Annotated in this window: 18 protein-coding genes, 12 tRNA genes, 1 rRNA gene and 1 pseudogene; 29 read left to right on the top strand and 3 right to left on the bottom strand. The window is 41.5% G+C overall.

Features of this window, described 5'->3' with window-relative positions:
* Positions 1-9: 9 nt before the first annotated feature.
* From rrf to ACWOEX_RS06430, 13 genes are all read left to right on the top strand, one after another.
* Positions 10-125, top strand: a 5S ribosomal RNA gene (rrf, locus tag ACWOEX_RS06490).
* Between the two features lie 6 nt (positions 126-131).
* Positions 132-205, top strand: a tRNA-Asn gene (locus ACWOEX_RS06485).
* Positions 206-239: 34 nt separating this feature from the next.
* Positions 240-326: transfer RNA gene (locus ACWOEX_RS06480), tRNA-Ser, on the top strand.
* A gap of 13 nt (positions 327-339) precedes the next feature.
* A tRNA-Glu gene (locus ACWOEX_RS06475) sits at positions 340-411 on the top strand.
* A gap of 31 nt (positions 412-442) precedes the next feature.
* Positions 443-515: transfer RNA gene (locus ACWOEX_RS06470), tRNA-Val, on the top strand.
* 4 nt (positions 516-519) lie between these two features.
* Positions 520-592, top strand: a tRNA-Asp gene (locus ACWOEX_RS06465).
* A 22-nt stretch (positions 593-614) separates the two neighbouring features.
* Positions 615-687: transfer RNA gene (locus tag ACWOEX_RS06460), tRNA-Phe, on the top strand.
* Positions 688-693: 6 nt separating this feature from the next.
* Positions 694-775 (top strand) — tRNA-Tyr (locus ACWOEX_RS06455).
* Between the two features lie 29 nt (positions 776-804).
* Positions 805-875 (top strand) — tRNA-Trp (locus tag ACWOEX_RS06450).
* A 33-nt stretch (positions 876-908) separates the two neighbouring features.
* A tRNA-His gene (locus ACWOEX_RS06445) sits at positions 909-982 on the top strand.
* A gap of 8 nt (positions 983-990) precedes the next feature.
* Positions 991-1,062: transfer RNA gene (locus ACWOEX_RS06440), tRNA-Gln, on the top strand.
* A 13-nt stretch (positions 1,063-1,075) separates the two neighbouring features.
* Positions 1,076-1,146 (top strand) — tRNA-Cys (locus tag ACWOEX_RS06435).
* Positions 1,147-1,175: 29 nt separating this feature from the next.
* Positions 1,176-1,261: transfer RNA gene (locus tag ACWOEX_RS06430), tRNA-Leu, on the top strand.
* 198 nt (positions 1,262-1,459) lie between these two features.
* On the opposite strand, the pseudogene ACWOEX_RS06425 reads toward ACWOEX_RS06430, so the two are convergent.
* Positions 1,460-1,759: pseudogene (locus tag ACWOEX_RS06425) on the bottom strand (thiamine-binding protein).
* 215 nt (positions 1,760-1,974) lie between these two features.
* Here ACWOEX_RS06425 and ACWOEX_RS06420 point away from each other — a divergent pair.
* The 15 genes from ACWOEX_RS06420 to ACWOEX_RS06350 all read left to right on the top strand — a co-directional run bounded on the left by ACWOEX_RS06420 (position 1,975) and on the right by ACWOEX_RS06350 (position 17,467).
* Positions 1,975-3,258 (top strand): glutamate-cysteine ligase family protein, encoded by a 1,284-nt coding sequence (locus tag ACWOEX_RS06420; protein ID WP_455298745.1) that lies wholly within the window; start codon positions 1,975-1,977, stop codon positions 3,256-3,258.
* Between the two features lie 256 nt (positions 3,259-3,514).
* A complete protein-coding gene (locus ACWOEX_RS06415) occupies positions 3,515-3,787 on the top strand; it encodes a hypothetical protein (RefSeq protein WP_455298744.1) in 273 nt (90 codons plus the stop codon).
* 17 nt (positions 3,788-3,804) lie between these two features.
* Positions 3,805-4,467 (top strand): hypothetical protein, encoded by a 663-nt coding sequence (locus tag ACWOEX_RS06410; RefSeq protein WP_455298743.1) that lies wholly within the window; start codon positions 3,805-3,807, stop codon positions 4,465-4,467.
* Positions 4,468-4,605: 138 nt separating this feature from the next.
* Positions 4,606-5,604, top strand: a complete 999-nt coding sequence (locus ACWOEX_RS06405) for a PhoH family protein (protein WP_455298742.1) — start codon at positions 4,606-4,608, stop codon at positions 5,602-5,604.
* On the top strand, positions 5,601-6,083 hold the full coding sequence (gene ybeY / locus ACWOEX_RS06400) for an rRNA maturation RNase YbeY (protein ID WP_455298741.1): 483 nt from the start codon (positions 5,601-5,603) through the stop codon (positions 6,081-6,083). Before ACWOEX_RS06405 ends, ybeY begins: the two co-directional genes overlap by 4 nt.
* Complete coding sequence (locus tag ACWOEX_RS06395; protein ID WP_455298740.1) at positions 6,061-6,480, top strand: diacylglycerol kinase family protein; 420 nt, start codon at positions 6,061-6,063, stop codon at positions 6,478-6,480. The genes ybeY and ACWOEX_RS06395 overlap by 23 nt, the downstream gene beginning before the upstream one ends.
* Positions 6,481-6,483: 3 nt before the next feature.
* Entirely contained in the window at positions 6,484-7,389 is a 906-nt protein-coding gene (gene era / locus ACWOEX_RS06390) for a GTPase Era (RefSeq protein ID WP_455298739.1), read from the top strand.
* Between the two features lie 11 nt (positions 7,390-7,400).
* Positions 7,401-8,180 (top strand): DNA repair protein RecO, encoded by a 780-nt coding sequence (gene recO, locus ACWOEX_RS06385; protein WP_455298738.1) that lies wholly within the window; start codon positions 7,401-7,403, stop codon positions 8,178-8,180.
* A 257-nt stretch (positions 8,181-8,437) separates the two neighbouring features.
* A complete protein-coding gene (glyQ, locus tag ACWOEX_RS06380; protein ID WP_455298737.1) occupies positions 8,438-9,361 on the top strand; it encodes a glycine--tRNA ligase subunit alpha in 924 nt (307 codons plus the stop codon).
* Positions 9,354-11,459 (top strand): glycine--tRNA ligase subunit beta, encoded by a 2,106-nt coding sequence (gene glyS, locus ACWOEX_RS06375; protein WP_455298736.1) that lies wholly within the window; start codon positions 9,354-9,356, stop codon positions 11,457-11,459. The genes glyQ and glyS overlap by 8 nt, the downstream gene beginning before the upstream one ends.
* Positions 11,460-11,479: 20 nt before the next feature.
* Positions 11,480-12,808: a GTPase ObgE gene (obgE, locus tag ACWOEX_RS06370; RefSeq protein ID WP_455298735.1), complete on the top strand. Its 1,329-nt coding sequence runs from the start codon at positions 11,480-11,482 to the stop codon at positions 12,806-12,808.
* 29 nt (positions 12,809-12,837) lie between these two features.
* A complete protein-coding gene (gene rnz, locus ACWOEX_RS06365) occupies positions 12,838-13,758 on the top strand; it encodes a ribonuclease Z (RefSeq protein WP_455298734.1) in 921 nt (306 codons plus the stop codon).
* A 12-nt stretch (positions 13,759-13,770) separates the two neighbouring features.
* Positions 13,771-14,577, top strand: coding sequence for an SDR family NAD(P)-dependent oxidoreductase (locus ACWOEX_RS06360; protein WP_455298733.1), 807 nt, complete (start codon positions 13,771-13,773; stop codon positions 14,575-14,577).
* A 14-nt stretch (positions 14,578-14,591) separates the two neighbouring features.
* The gene (recJ, locus tag ACWOEX_RS06355; RefSeq protein ID WP_455298732.1) at positions 14,592-16,949 is read left to right on the top strand and encodes a single-stranded-DNA-specific exonuclease RecJ; all 2,358 of its coding nucleotides are present in this window, start codon (positions 14,592-14,594) and stop codon (positions 16,947-16,949) included.
* Positions 16,946-17,467 (top strand): adenine phosphoribosyltransferase, encoded by a 522-nt coding sequence (locus ACWOEX_RS06350; protein WP_455298731.1) that lies wholly within the window; start codon positions 16,946-16,948, stop codon positions 17,465-17,467. Before recJ ends, ACWOEX_RS06350 begins: the two co-directional genes overlap by 4 nt.
* Before the next feature lie 78 nt (positions 17,468-17,545).
* Here the strand turns inward: ACWOEX_RS06350 and lexA are convergent, their stop codons facing one another.
* Both lexA and ACWOEX_RS06340 read right to left on the bottom strand, forming a co-directional pair.
* Entirely contained in the window at positions 17,546-18,160 is a 615-nt protein-coding gene (gene lexA, locus ACWOEX_RS06345; protein ID WP_455298730.1) for a transcriptional repressor LexA, read from the bottom strand.
* A 92-nt stretch (positions 18,161-18,252) separates the two neighbouring features.
* Positions 18,253-19,944 (bottom strand): Rqc2 family fibronectin-binding protein, encoded by a 1,692-nt coding sequence (locus ACWOEX_RS06340; RefSeq protein ID WP_455298729.1) that lies wholly within the window; start codon positions 19,942-19,944, stop codon positions 18,253-18,255.
* A 261-nt stretch (positions 19,945-20,205) separates the two neighbouring features.
* On the opposite strand from ACWOEX_RS06340, the gene ACWOEX_RS06335 reads away from it, so the two are divergent.
* On the top strand, positions 20,206-20,564 hold a 359-nt coding region (locus ACWOEX_RS06335; RefSeq protein ID WP_455298728.1), incomplete at its 3' end, for a hypothetical protein.

Here is a 20,564-nt window from a genome sequence, read left to right as displayed (position 1 = left end):
ATGAAAATGTGCGGTGACGATGGCAAGAAGGATCCACCTGTTCCCATCTCGAACACAGCCGTTAAGCTTCTTAGCGCCGAAGGTAGTTGGGGGTTTCCCCCTGTGAGACTAGGACGTTGCCGTGCACTTATTCCGCAATAGCTCAGTTGGTAGAAGCGCTTGACTGTTAATCAAGATGTCGTAGGTTCGAGTCCTACTTGCGGAGTAGAGTTTAGGATGAGAATTCACGGCTCACTTTTGGAGAGTTGTCCGAGAGGCCGAAGGAGCACGATTGGAAATCGTGTAAACAGGAAACTGTTTCAAGGGTTCGAATCCCTTACTCTCCGTTACTTATCACAAGGCCCGTTGGTCAAGTGGTTAAGACACCGCCCTTTCACGGCGGTAACACGGGTTCAAATCCCGTACGGGTCATCTTAACCAAATATATAACAAATATAACTTTGGAGAATTAGCTCAGCTGGGAGAGCGTCTGCCTTACAAGCAGGATGTCGGGGGTTCGATCCCCTCATTCTCCATATTGGTCCCGTGGTGTAGTGGTTAACATGCCTCCCTGTCACGGAGGAGATCGTGAGTTCAAATCTCATCGGGATCGTTAAATCTTAATAATATATGTTGGTCTGATAGCTCAGTTGGTAGAGCATATGATTGAAGCTCATAGTGTCGGCAGTTCGATTCTGTCTCGGACCACTTTTTGGAGGGATAGCGAAGTGGCTAAACGCAGCGGTCTGTAAAACCGCCCTCTCAGAGTTCGAAGGTTCGAATCCTTCTCCCTCCATTAGCTTTGTATAACATATACAGCGGCATAGGGACATAGTTAAACGGTATAACTACGGTCTCCAAAACCGTCATTGTGGGTTCGATTCCTACTGTCCCTGTTATTGTATTAAGCTAAGATTTATGTTATAATGGCGGATGTGGCGAAGCTGGTTAACGCACCGGATTGTGGCTCCGGCACTCGTGGGTTCAAGTCCCATCATTCGCCCTTATTATTGGGATATAGCCAAGCGGTAAGGCAACAGACTTTGACTCTGTCATGCGCTGGTTCGAATCCAGCTATCCCAGTTTTCTATAGTGTGGCGGTATAGCCAAGTGGTAAGGCAAAGGTCTGCAAAACCTCGATCGTCGGTTCAAATCCGATTACCGCCTTTTCTGCCTATAGATTAATTATTTTCCATGCCGGCGTGGCGGAATTGGCAGACGCGCTGGACTCAAAATCCAGTTCCTTTTATCGGGAGTGTGGGTTCGACTCCCACCGCCGGCATCATGGAATTAGCTCTACAAGGCTATTTGTAGCACCTAGGAGATTACCTCTTAGGTGCTATTTTTTTTACCCTTATAAAAAAGTGGACTTAAAAGTTGCCATATTTGTTTCATAAGGTAATTTCATATGTTCCGAGAATCTATAAACAAAAAGAAACGTGTGTTTTATGAGAAAATAACAAACTTTACATAAAAAACATTATTGTCGATATTTCCCGGTCTTCTGATCAATCGATAAAATTTCATCATTCGGTCGATAAGCTATTTTAACGTAAGCAGAAACTTTAGGCGCTCCAGCTTTTACTGCAACTTTTTGTCATTCTTTAACAATATCCATGAGTTGATCGTAATTATCACCTTCAATTGTTGTTTCAAATGCACCTACTTCATAGTGAAGACCAGTACTATCAATGTATTTAATTACTTCATCAACAATACGGCATAATTCTTCCTCATTATTAGCTTCAGGTAATACTTGTATGGCTATACTTGTGTTCATAATACTTCCTCCTTACTAGATAAGTTTGTTATACATGTTTTAATAGCATATAGCAATTGAAGGAATTGGTGATCTATATTAGCTATCATTAGCAATCGTTAATTAAAAATCATTGGTTTGAGACGACTGTTATATTTGAATCTGCCAATAGTTGCAATTATGATAATAGAAATTAATTAGTAGTTCCGATTTATAACGAGAACGGAGGACTTTTAATGAGTCATAAGAAACATATTAAACGCATCGTTGATTACATGCGCGCAGGAGAAAAGAATGAATCAGAGTACAAAATAGGTCTAGAGTGCGAACACTTTACGGTATATAAAGATACATTAGAAACTGTGCCATTTGAAGGTGAGGATGGTATTGAATCTTCATTAAAAGAGTTAGTCAAAAAAGGCTATGAACCAGTCATTGAGAATGGTTATACCGTGGGATTAGAAGGTGAAGGTATCAGCATCTCAACTGAACCTGCGAGTCAATTTGAGATATCTGTAGATGCAGAAATTTCAATTGAAAAATTAGAGAATAAATATAAAAAAGCCATTAAAGATGTTTTAGAGGTCTTTGAATCAAAAAATCAGTATGTGGTCGCAATAGGTTCTCAACCCAAATCTAAACTAGAAGATATTTCATTGATTCCAAAAGACCGTTATCAGTTGATGGACAAGTATTTTAGTGACGATGCTTACGGAGTCATGAAAACGAGTGCTAGCGTTCAAGCTTTATTTGATTACAGCGATGAAGAAGATTTTCGTAAGAAGTATCAGGTAGCCATTGCATTAGCACCGATTTTACATTCAGTATATGATACGGCATATATTTTTGATGGGAAACCTTACGATAAATATTCTCTGCGTCAAGATATGTGGTTAGCCTGCGATCCAGATCGCTGTGGGATTATCCCTACTACCTTTGATAATGACTTTGGATATGAAAAATATGCCGAAAAAATTCTTTCATTGCCAACAATTTTTTATGAAACGGCTAATGGAACAATCTATACCGGAACAACAACCTTTGATGAAATATTCGATAATGATGAATCTGATGAGATGGTCGAGTTTGCGTTATCGATGTGTTTTTTTGATATCCGCGCGAAACAATGTCTCGAAGTCCGCAGTCCGGATTCTGTGCCATATCCGTTGAATTTTAGTGTTCCAGCATTGACAAAAGGGATTTTTTATAATGAAGCATTATTAAATAAATTATATGAACAGATTAACAACATAACGATTGAGGAAATTAATCAATTAAAAGAAAATTGTCGTACTAAAGGATGGAAAGCAGAATTTAGAGGAGAGACGATACCAGCTATCGCTTTGAAATTAACAAAAGCGGCGCAAGATTATTTACCAGTCGAAGAAAAACATTATCTTGATCCATTGGTCGAATTGCTCGATAAAGGAGAAATGTTGCATATTTCATTTGGAAAAAGGTATGAAGAAGATCAACACAAAGCCGTTGCTGCATATGCAATGAATGAAAAATGGATATAAAATTATTAATCCTTCAATGGTATACAATTATGACTTATGGATCATTTAGATTAATAATATTCACAAACATGTTAAAATTTATAGGTTATATCCGTTGAGGAATTGATGAAAATAGGGAATTTCGCTTGATGCATCAAGCGTTTTACGATATATATGTAAGTGTGTGCATCAGTGAAATTTCCTATTTTTATTGTGAATATATTGTTAGTGATAATTGTATTTTATGAGGTGATGTAATGAAATATAAGAAAAATTCTTGAAAAATACACCTGTAGGATTGACTACATTCGCAGTAGCATCTACAGTTGCAGTAACTCAAGATATTGATGCTAAAGCTACATCTGTTGAAAGCAATGTTGAAATCAACAAAATATTGGAAGATTCTACCGATGCATCTGTTAAAGAAGAATTCGTTGAAGAAGTGGATGTTCAGCATGATATCGCCGAAGATGTTATCAATGAAGCCCACACCGAGCTTAAAACAATTGAAACTGTTAAAGGACAAGCATCAAACGTCACGCACAATTAGGCTTCGACGAAGCAGACTTGAATGCCTACGTTGAAGGTATTGACAAAGCTGGTTCATACGAAGAGGTAGACGCTTTAGTTTTAGTTAAAGAAGCGATTGAACAGAGCGCATTCCAAATCCAATTCGGCATGTGGGAAGAGATGCTTGATGAATGCGAAGCACTTCAAATGATCAGTGACAATATTATAAATGAGTTAACACAAGCGGGTTACGAAGAACTCGAAACGATTACTATTGTCAAAGATGCCGCTGCTGACTACATTGCTGGTTTACACTTCGATGCGAAAACAAAAGATGACTTCTTCGAACGTATTGATAAAGCAGGAAGCTACACTGAATTGTTAGAGATTGTTGCTGATGCACAAGCGTTAGCTAGTCAATCTGATGTTGAAAATGAGCAACCTAATACAGATACGGATGAAGATTCTGAATCTGAAATGAACCACCACAATCATACTGGTCACCATCATGATATGATGTATGAACATCACCGTGACATGATGATGAATCCTCATGCGCAAAACGTTGTATCACAATCAACAGATAAAAAAGAAGAAAGTGTATCTGAAGCTAATGCAGCAAGTCAATTACCGCAGACTAATTTTGCATCTGCTGGATTAGGTCTTGCAATGGCATTAGTAGGTGTCGGTTCAGCATTTGCTTTCAAGAAAAAACGCTAAGATATTGAATCACGACTGAAATAATAGATTATTAGATTAAGGGAAAACGCAGGGACTAAACTCTGCGTTTTTCTGTTGCTATGAAAAATATGCTATACTTAAGACACTAAAATGATAATTGAAGGGAGTTTTCGCCGGTTGACGGAGTCATTAATTTCCAAAAAGATAGAATTAAGACACCCGGAGAATGCACTAGTCATTTTTGGTGTCCAAGATAGTCATTTAAAATTGATGGAATCTACATTTGGTGTCATGATTGCAGCGCGCGGTGACCAGGCAGAGATTCGAGGTTCAGAACGTGCAGTTCATACAGTGATGGATTTAATCCAAGTGTTTGATCAGATGTTATATGATGGCAAGACACTATCAGAACAGGACATCTTATCTGGAATGCATTTAGCATCACGTAATCAGCTTCAGCAATTTAAACATCAATATGATGCACCGATTGGAAAAACATTTGAAGGTAAGCAGATTCGTCCAAAAACGGATGGGCAGAAAGACTATATTAATGCGATTAAAAAACATCCAATTACCTTTGGGATTGGAGCTGCGGGGACAGGGAAGACGTTTCTAGCCATTGTTATGGCTGTGCGCGCTTTGAAAAATGGTGAAGTTAAACGCATTATTCTTACTCGCCCAGCGGTAGAAGCTGGTGAAAGTCTTGGTTTCTTGCCAGGTGACCTTAAGGAAAAGGTTGATCCATATTTACGTCCAGTTTATGACGCATTGTATAGCATTTATGGTGTAGAGCATACAGACCGACTATTAGAACGAAATATCATTGAGATTGCACCACTTGCTTATATGCGTGGCCGTACCTTGGATGATGCATTTGTGATTCTTGATGAATCTCAAAACACGACTGTCGCACAAATGAAAATGTTTTTAACGCGTTTAGGTTATGGTTCACACATGGTTGTTAATGGCGATGCGACACAAATTGATTTACCACGCGGGGTGCGTTCAGGGTTATTGGATGCACAAGAAAAATTACAAGATATTCCCGAAGTTGGTTTCATCCGCTTCTCATCCGATGACGTCGTAAGACATCCTGTGGTATCAAAAATTATTGATGCTTATGAGAAGCCTAAAAAAATGTCTGATACAGTGACTGAAGAAGGAGAAAACGCATGACCCTAACGATTGGATTCAGTGATGAGACGAATAAAATCACTACCGCACAACAAGAGATGTTCGAAGGTGTTTTGCAATTAGCAGCTGATCATTTAGAGCTATCGAGAGAAACTGAAGTATCACTTACAATTGTTGATGATGAACGCATCCATGTCATTAATCGTGAATATCGTCAGGTGGATCGCCCGACAGATGTCATTAGCTTTGCTATTAACGATGTTACAGATGAAGAAGAGGGAATCCTTGAATGGCCAGAAGATATGCCATATGAACTGGGAGATCTATTTATATCCTTGGATACTGCAGAGCGTCAAGCTGAAGAATACGGACATTCGCTAGAACGAGAACTCGGATTTTTAGCTGTTCACGGTTTTTTACACTTGAATGGATTTGATCATCAAACAGTTGAAGATGAGAAACGCATGTTTGGATTACAAGATGAGATATTAGACGATTATGGGCTCACCCGAGAAAAATAATTATTCCAAAAATATACCGCCGTCGTTTAAACACACGCACTGGCTAGCATCCTTTTACCACGCATGTGAAGGGATCTTTTTTGCCTGGAAGAATGAGCGTAATCTTAGAATCGACAGCATCATTACAATAGTCGTATTGTTAATCTGTTGGTGGTTAGGATTGAGCCGTAACGAATGGTTAGCCATCATTGCATGCATCGGTGCTGTGTTTACGGCAGAGTTATTAAATAGTCTCGTTGAAGCTGTTGTCGATCTTGTAGTAGGCAATCGCTATAATCTACAAGCAAAACATATCAAGGATATGGCCGCTGGAATGGTAGTAGTGGTCTGTATTATTGTTCTGATTATTAGCACAGCGATTGTGTGGCCACATCTTATCGAAATCATAGGAGGATAAGCATTGAATAATGAATTTAAATCAGGCTTTGTAGCCATTGTCGGTCGTCCAAATGTTGGGAAATCGACATTGATGAATACACTCGTTGGCGAAAAGATTGCGATTATGAGTGATAAGGCACAGACTACACGCAATCGAATCCAAGCTATTTATACAGATAAAGAATGTCAGATGATTTTCATTGATACCCCGGGGATCCACAAACCTAAAAATGTTCTTGATGATTACATGGATCAAACTGCATATGGCTCATTGGAAGATGTGGATGCTGTTGTAATGATGGTGAGCGCTGTTGATCCTATCGGTCCTGGCGATCGTTTCATTATGGAGAAATTAGCGAGCGTCCATACGCCAAAAATTTTGGTTGTTAATAAAATTGATCAAACAGATAAAGAAACTTTGGTAGCATATCTTGAATATATCCCAAACACTGAACAATTTACTGAAATTATTACACTCTCTGCATTAACTCAGGCGGGGGTCAAAGATTTATTTAAATCACTAAAAACACATCTACCAGAGGGACCACAGTACTATCCAGAAGATCAAATCACAGATCATCCGGAATACTTTGTCGTTAGTGAATTGATTCGTGAACAGGTGCTCCAACACACACGTGATGAAGTGCCGCATTCAATTGCAGTAACGGTTGATTCGATGCAGAAAGATCAAAATGGCAAAGTGCATGTCTATGCTAATATCATCGTTGAACGTAAGAGTCAGAAAGGGATCATCATCGGAAAAGGTGGACGATCAATTAAGCAGATCGGTGTTAATGCGCGCCGTGAAATTGAAAGTTTACTTGGCGAAGGAATTTACCTTGAATTATTTGTTAAAGTTGAAAAGAACTGGCGCAATAATAAAGCCCGCCTCAAAGAGTACGGTTACGATGATAAATCAGAGGTTTAGGAAGCGATAATGTGGCGGATTACTATCAAACATTTCGTGCTTGCGTATTATCAACACGGGCATACAAAGAACGCGATATCTTAATCAAGTTATTAACTGAGAATCACGGGAAACGTATGTTTTTGATACGCAATATTAAGTCACCAAAGAATGCCTTGCGTTTGGTGGCTTTTCCATTTGTACGTGGTGAATTCATTGGACACATTAATGATTCAGGCTTATCGTTTTTGAATCAAGTAAATGATTATCAATTTCCTAAGCGAACGGTCGAAGATATTGAAGTGAACGCTTATGCAAGCTATATGAGTGGCCTTGCTGATGCTGTAGTTGATGATAATATTAAATCGACATACCTTTATCATCTGTTTGAATTGGGGCTACGGCGTCTAGAGGATATTTCACAGTCAGTGATTGTATTAAATATTTTTGAACTACAATTACTACCGCTCTTTGGGGTACCAATTAATCTTAAACAATGCGCAATTTGTGGTCGAATGACGGGCGTACTCGACTACTCTGTAAAATATAATGGGTTATTATGCCGTGATCATTTTAGTCATGATTCAAGACGCTTACATTGGGAACCAAAGACAACAGCTATGATTCAACGACTGGCACATGCAAATTTAGAAACATTGAAGTCGGTTCATGTAAGCAATGAGACGATTCAATCCATTCGTCAAGCGATAGATCAATTATATGAAGAATATGTTGGTCTACATCTCAAAAGCAAGAGTTTTATTGATCAGATGGTGCATTGGCAAGAGCCAAAAACGTTAAGTGATTCTTGACGATTTTTTTACCATTACAGTATAATAGGATTACCTTTAGAGAGAAATTTTGGCGTTATGCCGTGACTCATCAGCGAGTTCGGATGGTGTGAGCGGACAGCATGGCAGACGGCGTTAGTTTGGCATATTCTCTAAGAACATTAATGATAATCAAGTGCCGGTTAAATAACCGGAATTAGGGTGGAACCGCGAGTTAATCGTCCCTATGTCGCTTTAGAGCGCATAGGGACGTTTTTTATATGAAGGAGAGTGTTTAAATGAGTGAGCCGAAAAAAACGGTACAAGAAATGATCTTGTCCTTGTATGAATTTTGGTCGAAACAAGGATGTCTAGTGCTCAATGCTTATGATACAGAAAAAGGTGCAGGGACGATGAATCCGAATACGTTCCTACGTGCAGTCGGTCCAGAACCATGGGCAGCTTGTTTTGTGGAACCTTCGAGACGTCCGGCAGATGGACGTTACGGCGAAAATCCCAATCGTCTCTACCAACATCACCAATTCCAGGTGGTCATGAAACCAAACCCAGAAAATATTCAGGAACTCTATATTGAGAGTTTAGGTGTTTTAGGGATTGATGCCAAAGATCATGATATCCGTTTCGTAGAAGATAACTGGGAAAATCCATCCATGGGATGTGCTGGACTCGGTTGGGAAGTTTGGATCGATGGGATGGAAGTCACTCAGTTTACCTACTTCCAACAAGTCGGTGGTCTTGAAGTCGCACCAACGATGTCAGAAATTACATATGGATTGGAACGCTTAGCGTCTTATATTCAGGACGTTGAATCTGTTTATGATTTGGAATGGTCCAACGGCGTGAAGTACGGTGAAATCTTTAAACAGCCTGAATACGAACACTCCGTTTATTCTTTTGAAAAAGCGGATGGTGAAATGTTGCGCCGTGCCTTCGATCAATATGAACACGAAGCAACAGCACAGATTGAAAATGGATTAGTTTATCCAGCGTATGACTACATTTTGAAATGTTCACATACGTTCAACTTGATGGATGCCGGTAAGCTTGTTTCTGTCAGTGACCGTCAAAACTATCTGTCACGTGTTCGTCGTATGGCGCACCAAGTGGCTTCTTTGATGGTAGATCGTCGTAAGGAACTAGAATATCCGCTTTTATCGAGAGAAGATGCAGAAGCTTTATTAAAGGAGGAAGCTCATGAATAATCATCAATATTTAGTAGAAGTACTGATTGAAGAAATGCCAGCGCGTATGGTGCGTGCGGTAAGTGAGCAGTTCAAGACTCGTGTAGCTGACTTCTTAGAAGAGAACCGTCTGTCTTTTGAAGATATTAAGGCTTACGCCACGCCACGTCGTTTTGCAGTGTTAGTGACTGGTTTAGCAGATAAACAATCTGATTTCACTGAAACAGCTAAAGGACCTACTGAAGCGATTGCTAAAGGTGATGATGGTGAATGGTCTAAAGCAGCTATGGGGTTTGCGCGTTCTAAAGGTGTTGATGTCGAAGATATTTACTTTAAAGATCTAAATGGTAAATCGTATGCTTATGTAGATATCGCACATTCTGGATCTAAGACACGTGATATCTTACCGGGTATGGCATCAGTCATTGAAAGCATGCAATTCCAAAATACGATGAAATGGAGTACAGAGTCACACTTCACATATTTGAGACCGATTCACGGTATTGTTTCTGTATTTGATAAGGAAGTTATTCCATTTGCCGTTCGTCATTTATCAGCGGGTAATACGACATTAGGGCATCGCACATTGTCTGAAGGTGAAGTGACCATTAACTTTGCTGGCAATTATGAAGAAATTCTCGAAGCTGCTTCTGTCATTGTCGATCAGGATAAACGTCAAGCGTTAATCCAAGAGCAGATCGCTTCGATTGCCTCAGATGCTAAGGTGTCTGTAATCGAAGATCCAGAATTATTGGAAGAAGTTACACAGATTGTGGAATGGCCAACAGCATTTCTCGGTCACTTTGATGAGAAATATCTTGAACTACCAGAAGCTGTGTTAATTACCTCAATGCGCGACAATCAACGTTACTTTGCAGTTCGTGATGAACAGGGGAATCTTGCCCCATACTTTATTGCTTTGCGTAACGGGGATAATACCAATATTGAAGGCGTTAAAGCTGGTAACGAAAAAGTGCTAGTGGCACGTTTGGAAGATGCATTATTCTTTGTAGGTGAAGATCGTGCGCGTTCGATCGATGACTTTGCAGAACAACTCAGTGGTGTCACATTCCATGCAAAGATCGGCTCATTAGCAGATAAGATGGCGTCCACGACGGCATTAGCTAAAGCGTTATATAGTTTATGGGAAACGACAGACACGTTTGCTGGTGAATTATACGATGAATTTAAATCCAAAATTGAGCGTTTAGGTGCTATTTACAAGTTTGATCTTGTGACACAAGTTGTTGATGAATTCTCGAGCTTACAGGGTGTTGTCGGTGAAATTTATGCGCGTGAATTAGGTGAAGACGACGCAGTGGCTACTGCCATTCGCGAACATTACTTACCAACGCAGGCTAAAGGCGAACAACCAAAGACACCACTCGGCATTCTATTTGCGATTGCAGATAAATTAGATACGATTATTCATTTCTTTGCCATCAATAAAGTGCCTTCTGGTTCCAATGACCCTTACGCATTGCGTCGTGCGATGATCGGTATTGTTCAAATTTTATTGAGCGAACATTTACCGCTTCATTGGGAAGAAACATTACCAGAAGTATTAACCAATGTGTACGATATGGCGGATGAAGAGAGTGAAAAACTCACAGAACAACTCTTGAAATTTGTCGATGATCGTCTAGTCGCTATCTTGAAAGATGCAGCGATACGCCCAGATATCTCAGATGCGGCACGTCACGCATCCGTGAGAGATGTCGTATACATTACTGAAACTGCAGAAGTGTTACAGTCATTCAGTAAAGAAGAAAACTTCAAAACGGCTGTTGAATCATGGCAGCGTACGGTTAACTTGGGTACCTCTCAAGATGAACCGCTCAAGGATCGCTGGCGTATTCAGGCTAGTGCGTTTGAAACAGATTCCGAAGAAGCGCTATACCAAGCGTATAAGGAGCTCGAAAGTGATGTGTCACCAGAAACAGCATTGCAGCAGTTAGAAATCTTAGTGCCAAAAATCACAGCTTTCTTTGATGACAATATGGTCATGGTTGAAGATGAAACACGTCGCAATAACCGTTTAACCCTTCTTGAAAAACTGTCTGATATGATCTTAGCCGTTGCGGATGTAAAACGAATCAATGAGAAAGTGGCTGACTAAAGCCCACAAAGGAGGCAAATATGTCAACATTTTATGACTACGCTAAAATCTGGGTTGCAGCTGGTAAAGGGGGCGACGGTATCGTTGCTTTCTTGCGTGAAAAGTTCCGTCCAGATGGTGGCCCAGCCGGTGGTGACGGCGGTAATGGTGGTAGCATCATCTTTAGAGTGGATGAAGGGCTACGTACCTTAATGGACTTCCGCTATAACCGCCACTATAAAGCGAAACCTGGACAAAACGGTATGCCAAAAGGAATGTATGGTAAAGCCGCCGATGATATGGTCGTTAATGTGCCACCTGGAACAATTGTTAAAGATTTTGATACAGGTGAAGTCATCGCGGATATGGTTGAAGCTGGGCAGGAAGCTATTGTGGCCCATGGTGGTCGTGGTGGTCGTGGTAACAAAAAATTTGCGACGCACAATAATCCGGCACCAGAAATCTCAGAGAACGGTGAGCCAGGTGAGGAACGTACATTAATTCTTGAATTACGTGTTCTAGCGGATGCGGGTTTGGTTGGCTTCCCATCTGTTGGTAAATCAACATTATTATCGGTATTAACGGATGCCCAACCGAAGATCGGCGATTATCCATTTACTACGTTATCGCCTAATCTCGGTGTAGTAGAGACAAAACGTGCAGAACAATTTGTTATTGCAGATTTACCAGGATTGATTGAAGGTGCTTCAGAAGGCATCGGATTAGGTATCCAATTTCTTCGTCACGTTGAACGTACCAAAGTCTTATTACATGTTATCGATATGGGAGGCGCAGATGATCGCGAACCATGGGATGATTACTTAGCGATCAATCAAGAGCTCTATCGTTATGATCCTGAATTGCTAGAACGCCCGACAATTATTGTGGCGAATAAGATGGATGTACCAGAAGCAGAATTGTACTTAGAAGATTTTAAGGATCGCTTGCCAAAATACTATGCAGAACAAGGTATCGAACAAGCGACGCCTGAAATTATTCCGATTTCTGCTTTCCGTCACGAAGGACTGGATGCTTTAACTGATAAGACATGGCAGATGATCCAAGAAGCACGTGAACTAGAAGCAGAGATAAAAGCTGAAGAAACAACTGCGGCCTATCAGATGGCTTCTGATGAACAATCAGCTGAGGAACCGTATTTCAACTTAACGCGTGAAGACGGCCTTTGGATTCTTTCAGGTAAAGAAATTGAAAAAGACTTCAAGATGGCGAATTTGGATTATGAAGAATCTGCGTTGCGTTTTGCACGCAAATTAACAAAACGCGGTGTCGATGAAGCCTTAGTCGAAGCAGGAGCTCAAGATGGCGATATCGTTCAGATTGTAGATTATCAGTTTGAATTCTATCGTTAATCGGGCGATGGATTAGAATTGAGGAGAAAGTGAAACTAACGTTTTTAGGCACGGGCGCGGGCTTACCAGCACGAACGCGTAATGTCTCGTCCCTAGTGTTGAAATTATTAGATGAAAGTAACGAAATGTGGATGTTCGATTGTGGTGAGGGAACACAGCATCAAATTTTAGAAACAACGCTGCGTCCGCGAAAGATTAGTAAAATCTTTATCTCACATCTCCACGGTGATCATATTTACGGATTGCCAGGGTTTTTATCCAGTCGTAGCTTCCAGGGCGGAGATGACGATCCATTAACGTTGTATGGACCGAAAGGATTGGCAAATTATGTCTATGCATCACTCAAAGCTTCTGGAACTAAATTAAAATATCCATTTGAGATTGTAGAGCTAGATCAGCAAGGTGTCTGTTTTGAAAATGATCAATATCGGGTCGTCTACGATACTTTAGATCATGTCATTAAATCTTACGGCTATCGTGTAGAGGAAAAGGATCATCCTGGCGAATTATTAATCGACAAAGCAAGAGCAGCTGGCGTACCGAATGGCCCATTGTTAGGTAAGTTGAAAAATCTTGAAACAGTGACATTGGAAGATGGCACCGTACTTGACGGCCATGACTTTGTCGGTGAACCAAAACCAGGGAAGACGATCACCATATTTGGCGATACGCGCTATTGTCCGAGTGCACTGCCCTTGGTGCAAGATGCGGATGTTTTGGTACATGAAGCGACCTATGCAGGCGGTGAAGAGCGTTTAGCACACCGCTATTTCCACTCAACAGCACGTCAAGCGGCTAATCTCGCACGGTCTGGTAAGGTGAAACAGCTTTATTTGACACATATCTCGGCACGTTATCTGGGAAAAGATATTACAATGATGCGCCGTGATGCAAAGAAAATCTTTAAAAATGTGCAAGTCGTTCGTGATTTCGATGAATATACGATTTAAGGAGTCTGGCATATGAAGGATTGGATTGTGGTAACCGGTGCATCAAGTGGTATTGGTCGTGCATTTGCAAAATATGCAGCAAAGCGCACTTATCCACTCGTTCTTGCTGGGCGAAATGATCGGCGTCTTGACGCAGTGGCTGAGGAATGTTTACAGTTGGGGAGTCCCGATGTAGTGCAATTTAGTGGCGATTTGACATCACCTGCGGCTTGCGATCAATTATTGAAGACAGCAGTAGCTTGTGGTAATACCTTTGCCCTTGTTCATTGTGCTGGATATGGCGATTTCGAAGCGATTGAGAACATGACGTACGATGAAATTGCAGATATGGTTTCGGTGGATCTGACAGCGACGATGTATCTTTCGAAGCTTTTTGCAAAAGCACTTCGAAAGCAGCCGATCAAACAGCGTCGCATTATGTTGGTCGCTTCGGTATCAGGATTGATTCAGACTCCGAATACGACCGTCTATTCAGCGGTAAAGGCGGGAGTCTGGGGATTCGCCAATGCATTACGCCAGGATCTAACGGGAACGCGTATTGGTGTAACAGCGGTGATGCCAGGACCGGTGGATACGAATTTCTTTACACATAGCGCTGTTAATGCTGCGTATCGTGATAAAGTCCAGCATTTACTAACTGATCCAGAGGTGCTAGCAGGTAAGATGTATCGTGCATTACATACTGGAAAACATGAAATTGTTGTGCCTAAATATTATCGTTTATTGATTCAGTTACAGGGAATCGCACCGACAGTTGTCCATCAAGGCATCGATGCGTTTTTCCGTTGTTTTCCTGTTAAAGGTAAACCTCAATCATAATCGGAGGTGACTAGATGTTACATGCTGAAAAGCAATGGGAACAGCGTCAACAATTTGCAAATACATTAACAGATGATGAGATTGAACAGCTTTCAGAATCAAACGGTTGGTCACAGGCATTGATTCGTTTAGCTAATCAACGTGGCTATACGGATGAAGAAGCGTTAGCAGCCTATTTATCGCCGGCTGAGACATTTCACTCACCATTTGAATTATATGATATGGATCGATTGGTTAATCGATTGCAACAAGCGATTGCAGCTCAGGAACATATTTTGGTATACGGAGATTACGATGTGGACGGTATCACAAGTACCACGATCTTAGTTGAAATGATTGAAGGATTAGGTGGAGTTGTAGAGTACTATTTACCAGATCGTTTCGAAGATGGTTATGGTCCCAACAAGTCTGTTTATCAGTATTTCATTAAACGAGGTGTGGATGTCATCCTGACTTGTGATAATGGTGTGCGGGGTCATGAGGCGATCGCATATGCGCAATCAGAGGGCGTCGATGTGCTCGTCACCGATCATCACGAGCTTGATGATACTTTGCCGGATGCTTATGCGATTGTGCATCCTAGACATCCAAAAGGGAATTATCCTTTTGGTGAGCTCTGTGGTGCTGGTGTGGCATTAAAAGTTGCAACTGCTATGAATGAAGGCAACTTACCGATTGAAATGTTAGATCTGGCAGCGATGGGTACTATTGCGGATGTCGTGAGTTTAACGGATGAAAATCGATATATTGTTCAAAGAGGTATTGAGCAATTACAACATACAGAGCGTATCGGTTTGCAATTATTACTTTCAGAAAACAATATTCCGTTAGCTGAAGTAGATGAAGAGACGATTGGTTTTATTATTGCACCGCGACTAAATGCACTCGGACGAATGAAACAAGCGATGCCTGGTGTTGAGTTATTGATGACATTTGATGACCTTGAAGCCAATGAAATCATCGAGGAAATCGAGACATTAAATAATGAACGACGGGCGATCGGTGATGCTATCGCCCAGAATGTTGATGAACAGCTACAAGCAATGTCTGAATTACCACCGATCATTGTACTTAGTGGTGAGGATTGGCATGCGGGAATTGTAGGTATTATTGCTGGTCGCGTCTCTGAAAAATATCATCGTCCAGCTATTCTATTGGACCACGATACTGACAAACATATCTATAAAGGTTCAGGGCGTGCCCCAGAAGGTATCAGTCTCTATGAGATTTTGGATCAGGCATCAGATCTTGCAGAAGCGTGGGGCGGTCATGCGGCAGCAGCTGGTATGACTATTGATGAGGATGACTATGACGCATGGCGCCAAAAAGTTATCGCATCGGCTACAGCATTTGAATCAGTGATCGCACAGACACCGAAACAGACGTATGATATGACATTGCCGATAACGCAGGTAACGATTCCCTTTATTGAATCATTACAGGCCATGCAGCCGTTCGGTCAGGATAATACATCGCCACTGTTTATGCTTCGAGATGTCACCGTTCAATCAGTGCAACGTGTGGGTCGCGATCGTAATACATTAAAGTTACAGGTGAGTGATGGCGAGAATACCTTATCGCTGATTGGTTTTCGAATAGGTGAAAAAGCTTTTTGGTTGAAGTTTGGAAATCGTATAGATGTTTTAGTGAAGTTGTCCATTAATACGTGGCAAGGGGAACGTAACGCTCAGGGACAGATCATTGATATCCGTTCTGATGAAGCGGAGGTCTATGATCTACGGCGCGTTTCCAATCGACAATCGCTATTTAATGTTTCCAATGCCTTATACCTATTTGAGCAGGAAACACACTATGAACGATTCCGTACCGAAATACCTGATGATTCACAGGCCAAAGTGCTGAATACATTGGTACTGACTGATTTAGAAAATGATGAATTTGTGGCAATTGATCAAATTGTCATTTTTGACTGTTTAAGTGATGTCGAAAAACTCAAAGCAGTTATTCAAACACTTAATGTAAAAAATATTTATGTTTTTGCATATAGTGAACAGAATTCGTATTTGAGTGAATCGATTTCGAAGCAAGATTTTGGTCAATTGTATGTATATATCAAAAAACACGGTGCGATTCCGCTCATTGGCAATGAAGCAAAACTCGCGAAGTATTTCCACTGGTCAGTAGATAAATTAAAGTTTATGCTTAAAGTACTAAAGGAAGGGCAATTAATTGCCTATCATGCGCCGAATATCTCGATTAGGGAAACGGCACAATCGGTAGACTTAATGGCTCTCCCTTTAATGAGAAAAAGACGGGCACAGATCGACGCAGAACGATTTTTCCGTTATAGTGATTGTGAAACGCTTAAACAGGCGTTGTTTGATGTATCGAATGATGGAGGAACAGAATGAATTTAAAGGACACAATTGTATCAATCCCTAATTATCCTAAAGAAGGCATTATTTTTAGAGATGTGATGCCATTATTTGAAGACGCTGATGCAATGAAAGAAGCGATTGACCGCATTGCTGAATACGGCAAGCAAGTGAAAGCTGATGTTGTTATTGGCCCAGAGGCTCGCGGTTTTATGGTAGGTGTACCTGTAGCTTATGCAATGAATGCAGGCTTTGTCGCTGCACGTAAACCAGGTAAATTACCACGTGAAGTTGAACGCATTTCTTACGATCTCGAATACGGATCCAATGAGTTAGAAATCTTGAAAGATGCCATCAAACCGGGCCAACGTGTGTTATTAGTCGATGACTTACTCGCAACTGGCGGAACGGTAAAAGCCTCACGTGAGCTCGTTGAGAGACTCGGAGGCGAGGTTGTCGGTGCAGCCTTCATTATCGAACTCGTCGATCTCAAAGGGCGCGAGCAGTTCAGCGATTTGGATGTTATGAGCCTGATTGAATTCGAAGGTGAATAAGTCATAGCATAAAGTAATCATGTATAATAAAAAAGGATCGCCACTCACCATAAACGTGAATGTGGCGATCCTTTTTGTCTAGATATTATCACGATAGAGACTCACGACTTTACCGAGGATTTGCACGCGATCGAGAATAATCGGTGCCATAGTGTCATTCTCCGGTTGCAGACGCAAGTGACCATCTTCTTTGTAGAATCGTTTGCAGGTGGCTTCATTATCTTCTGTCATCGCAATAACGATTTCACCGTTATCGGCATTCGGTTGCTGGCGTACGATCACGTAATCACCGTTGTAAATGCCGGCATTAATCATACTCTCCCCGCGAATCTTCAGCATAAAGTAGTTATCACCGTTAGAATGCGCGAGCATCGGTGGCATTGGAAAATAGCCCTCGATATCTTCAATAGCGGTAATGGGCTGACCAGCCGTTACCGTTCCGACCATCGGGATTCCTTTATCAACCTTAATTCCGAGTATCTCACGGCCCTTATCCGTAATTTCTAAGGCTCGCGGTTTTGAAGAGTCTTTGAAGAGGTAGCCTTTCTCCTCAAGGCGAGCGAGATGCCCGTGAACCGTTGAAGTAGAGACCAAACCGACTGAGTCACAGATCTCACGAACAGTCGGTGGATAACCGCGCGCTTCAACACTGTCATAGATAAATTGGAGAATGTTGAGTTGACGTTCTTTCATTCCATCACTTCCTCTGCATCACATGTATTGATAATCAAGCTTAAGCTACCATAAACACGCCCCAATAGCAAACATATGTTCGCAAGCAGTATCTACGCATCAATCATGCGATCGGGTGTCACATAGACGGTCTGCTGATTGAAATAATTCACGAAGCCCGGTTTCGCGCCATTTGGTTTCTTGACATCCTTGACCTGTGTATAGTCAACCGGGACATTGGCCGAATAGCGATATTTAGAGAAGAAGGCCGCGTACTTCGCAGCTTCTTCAATCTCCGCATCGGTCGGTTGATCGGTCGCTAATATTACATGACTGCCTGGAATGTTCTTAGCATGGAACCAGTAATGTTCGCGGTTCGCCTCGCGGTGCGTGAGATAATCATTCTGGCGATTATTGCGCCCTACATAGATGGCATGACCAGCTGACGATTTGAATGCACGCGGTTTGGATGCTTTTGGCTGTTTTTTCGCTTTGCGTTTATGCTGTTTGATATAGCCACCGTCGATCAGCTCCGACTGCATGTCCTCGAGGGCGTCACCATCCGCTTGCGCTAACTGTGTCTCGAGTGATTCGAAGTAAATTAATTCATCCTTAACTTTTGCCATTTCACGCTCAATGTACTGCTTCGAATTTTGAAGCTTACGATAGCGTTTGAAATAGCGCTGTGCGTTATCAGACGGAGTTCGTGCTGGATCTAAAGCAATCGTAATATCTTCATTATTATTGTAGAAATTAGGTAGCGACACTTGTTCGCTACCTTTGTCGATCAGATAGAGGTAGGTAGACAACACTTCGCCCTTGACGCGATAGTCATCCGCTTTTTCACTTTTGGCAAGGTCGGATGTTAGATTCTGTTGTTTCTTACGATTGTGCTTAAGATGATGTTTGATCACTTGGTCGAGTTGATCAGACAGTTCACTGATTTTGCTAGAATGTGCCAATTTCGCATAGTAGCTGTCCAACAAACCACCGAGCGTCTCGAAATGTTCCTTATCACCGCCAACCGATTGGTAATCGATTGCATGGAAATGCCACTTACCATCTGTCGTATAGGTCAACGTCGGTTGTGGACGATCAAACTCAGCAATAAAGGTATCGAAAATGTGCACCGCATGCGCCGGTTCCGCATACAATCGTTCGGATAGTTCACGTGCCGAATCCTTCCCGAAGCCGATCCAATGCGCTTGAACCACTTTAGATGTAATGGTTTCATTTTCAGACATCATCGCTTCAACGTGCGCATGGCGGTCAGCACTATCTTCAAACGGGTCATGCTTATCCGTTTGGAGTGGCGGGAACTGATAAGTTGCACCCGGTATTAGCGGACGTATGCGATTCTGACTGAGCGCCACATGTTTCAAGGTATCAATAATGCGGTGCTCCTGGTCGATAAGGAATAGATTACTGTGACGACCCATCAACTCCAGTACCAGTTGCATCGGCTGTTCATCACCAATCTCGTTCTGGCGAATCAAGTCGAAGAAAACAATACGGTCGCTCTGAAATTGGCGAATCGCTTCAATTCGTGCACCGTCGATATATTTACGCAGCACCATCAAAAAATTCAACGCAGCTTCCGGATTAACATAGGATTGTTCAGTTAACTGTAGCCGCGCCATATTCGGATCAATGGTTAATAGAAGTTTATAATTTTTCTTGTGAGACCGAATCGTAAAAATCACACTGTGGCGATTCGGTTGTTGAATGCGACGGATCGTTGACCCAGCAAATTGTGCATTGAGATCACGAACCATCGCATGTGTAAATAACCCATCAAATGACAAGGCTCCACCTACTTTCTAAAAGCATAGTATAACAGAATGAAGATATAAAAATGATCACCTTTGACCATAGAGGTGATTGCTAGGGTGTTCATTATAAACCAAAAAAGTAAATATTGAATAGAAAAAACTATTACAAGAACACTATTTAAATGATGTAAATAATTTTTTAAATTTATTTGTATAATTTTTTAAACAGTGTTATCCTTACTTTGGTCGTAATATTTGTGACTTTAATATTAGTTTGCTTTATGGAGGGATTTTATGGTTACAAAGAGCAAGAAGAGCTTGTTGAAGCATGCGTCAGTGGGGCTGGCGGCCTTTGCTGTATCATCTATTGTTGCTGTGACAGCGCAAACAGAAACAGCTAAAGCAGCTGAAGCACCGTACGAAGGTAATACCTACAAAGATGGTGAAGTTACTGACTTGGCTCGCTTGGCAGGACAAGCACAGTTAGACTACATCGATCGTGAACAGTACGAAGGTAATGCCTACGAAGATGGTGAAGTTACTGACTTGGCTCGCTTGGCAGGACAAGCACAGTTAGACTACATCGATCGTGAACAGTACGAAGGTAATGCCTACGAAGATGGTGAAGTTACTGACTTGGCTCGCTTGGCAGG

It is taken from the genome of Aerococcus vaginalis (genome assembly GCF_053762225.1).
This window is presented reverse-complemented; position numbering and strand designations above follow the sequence as displayed.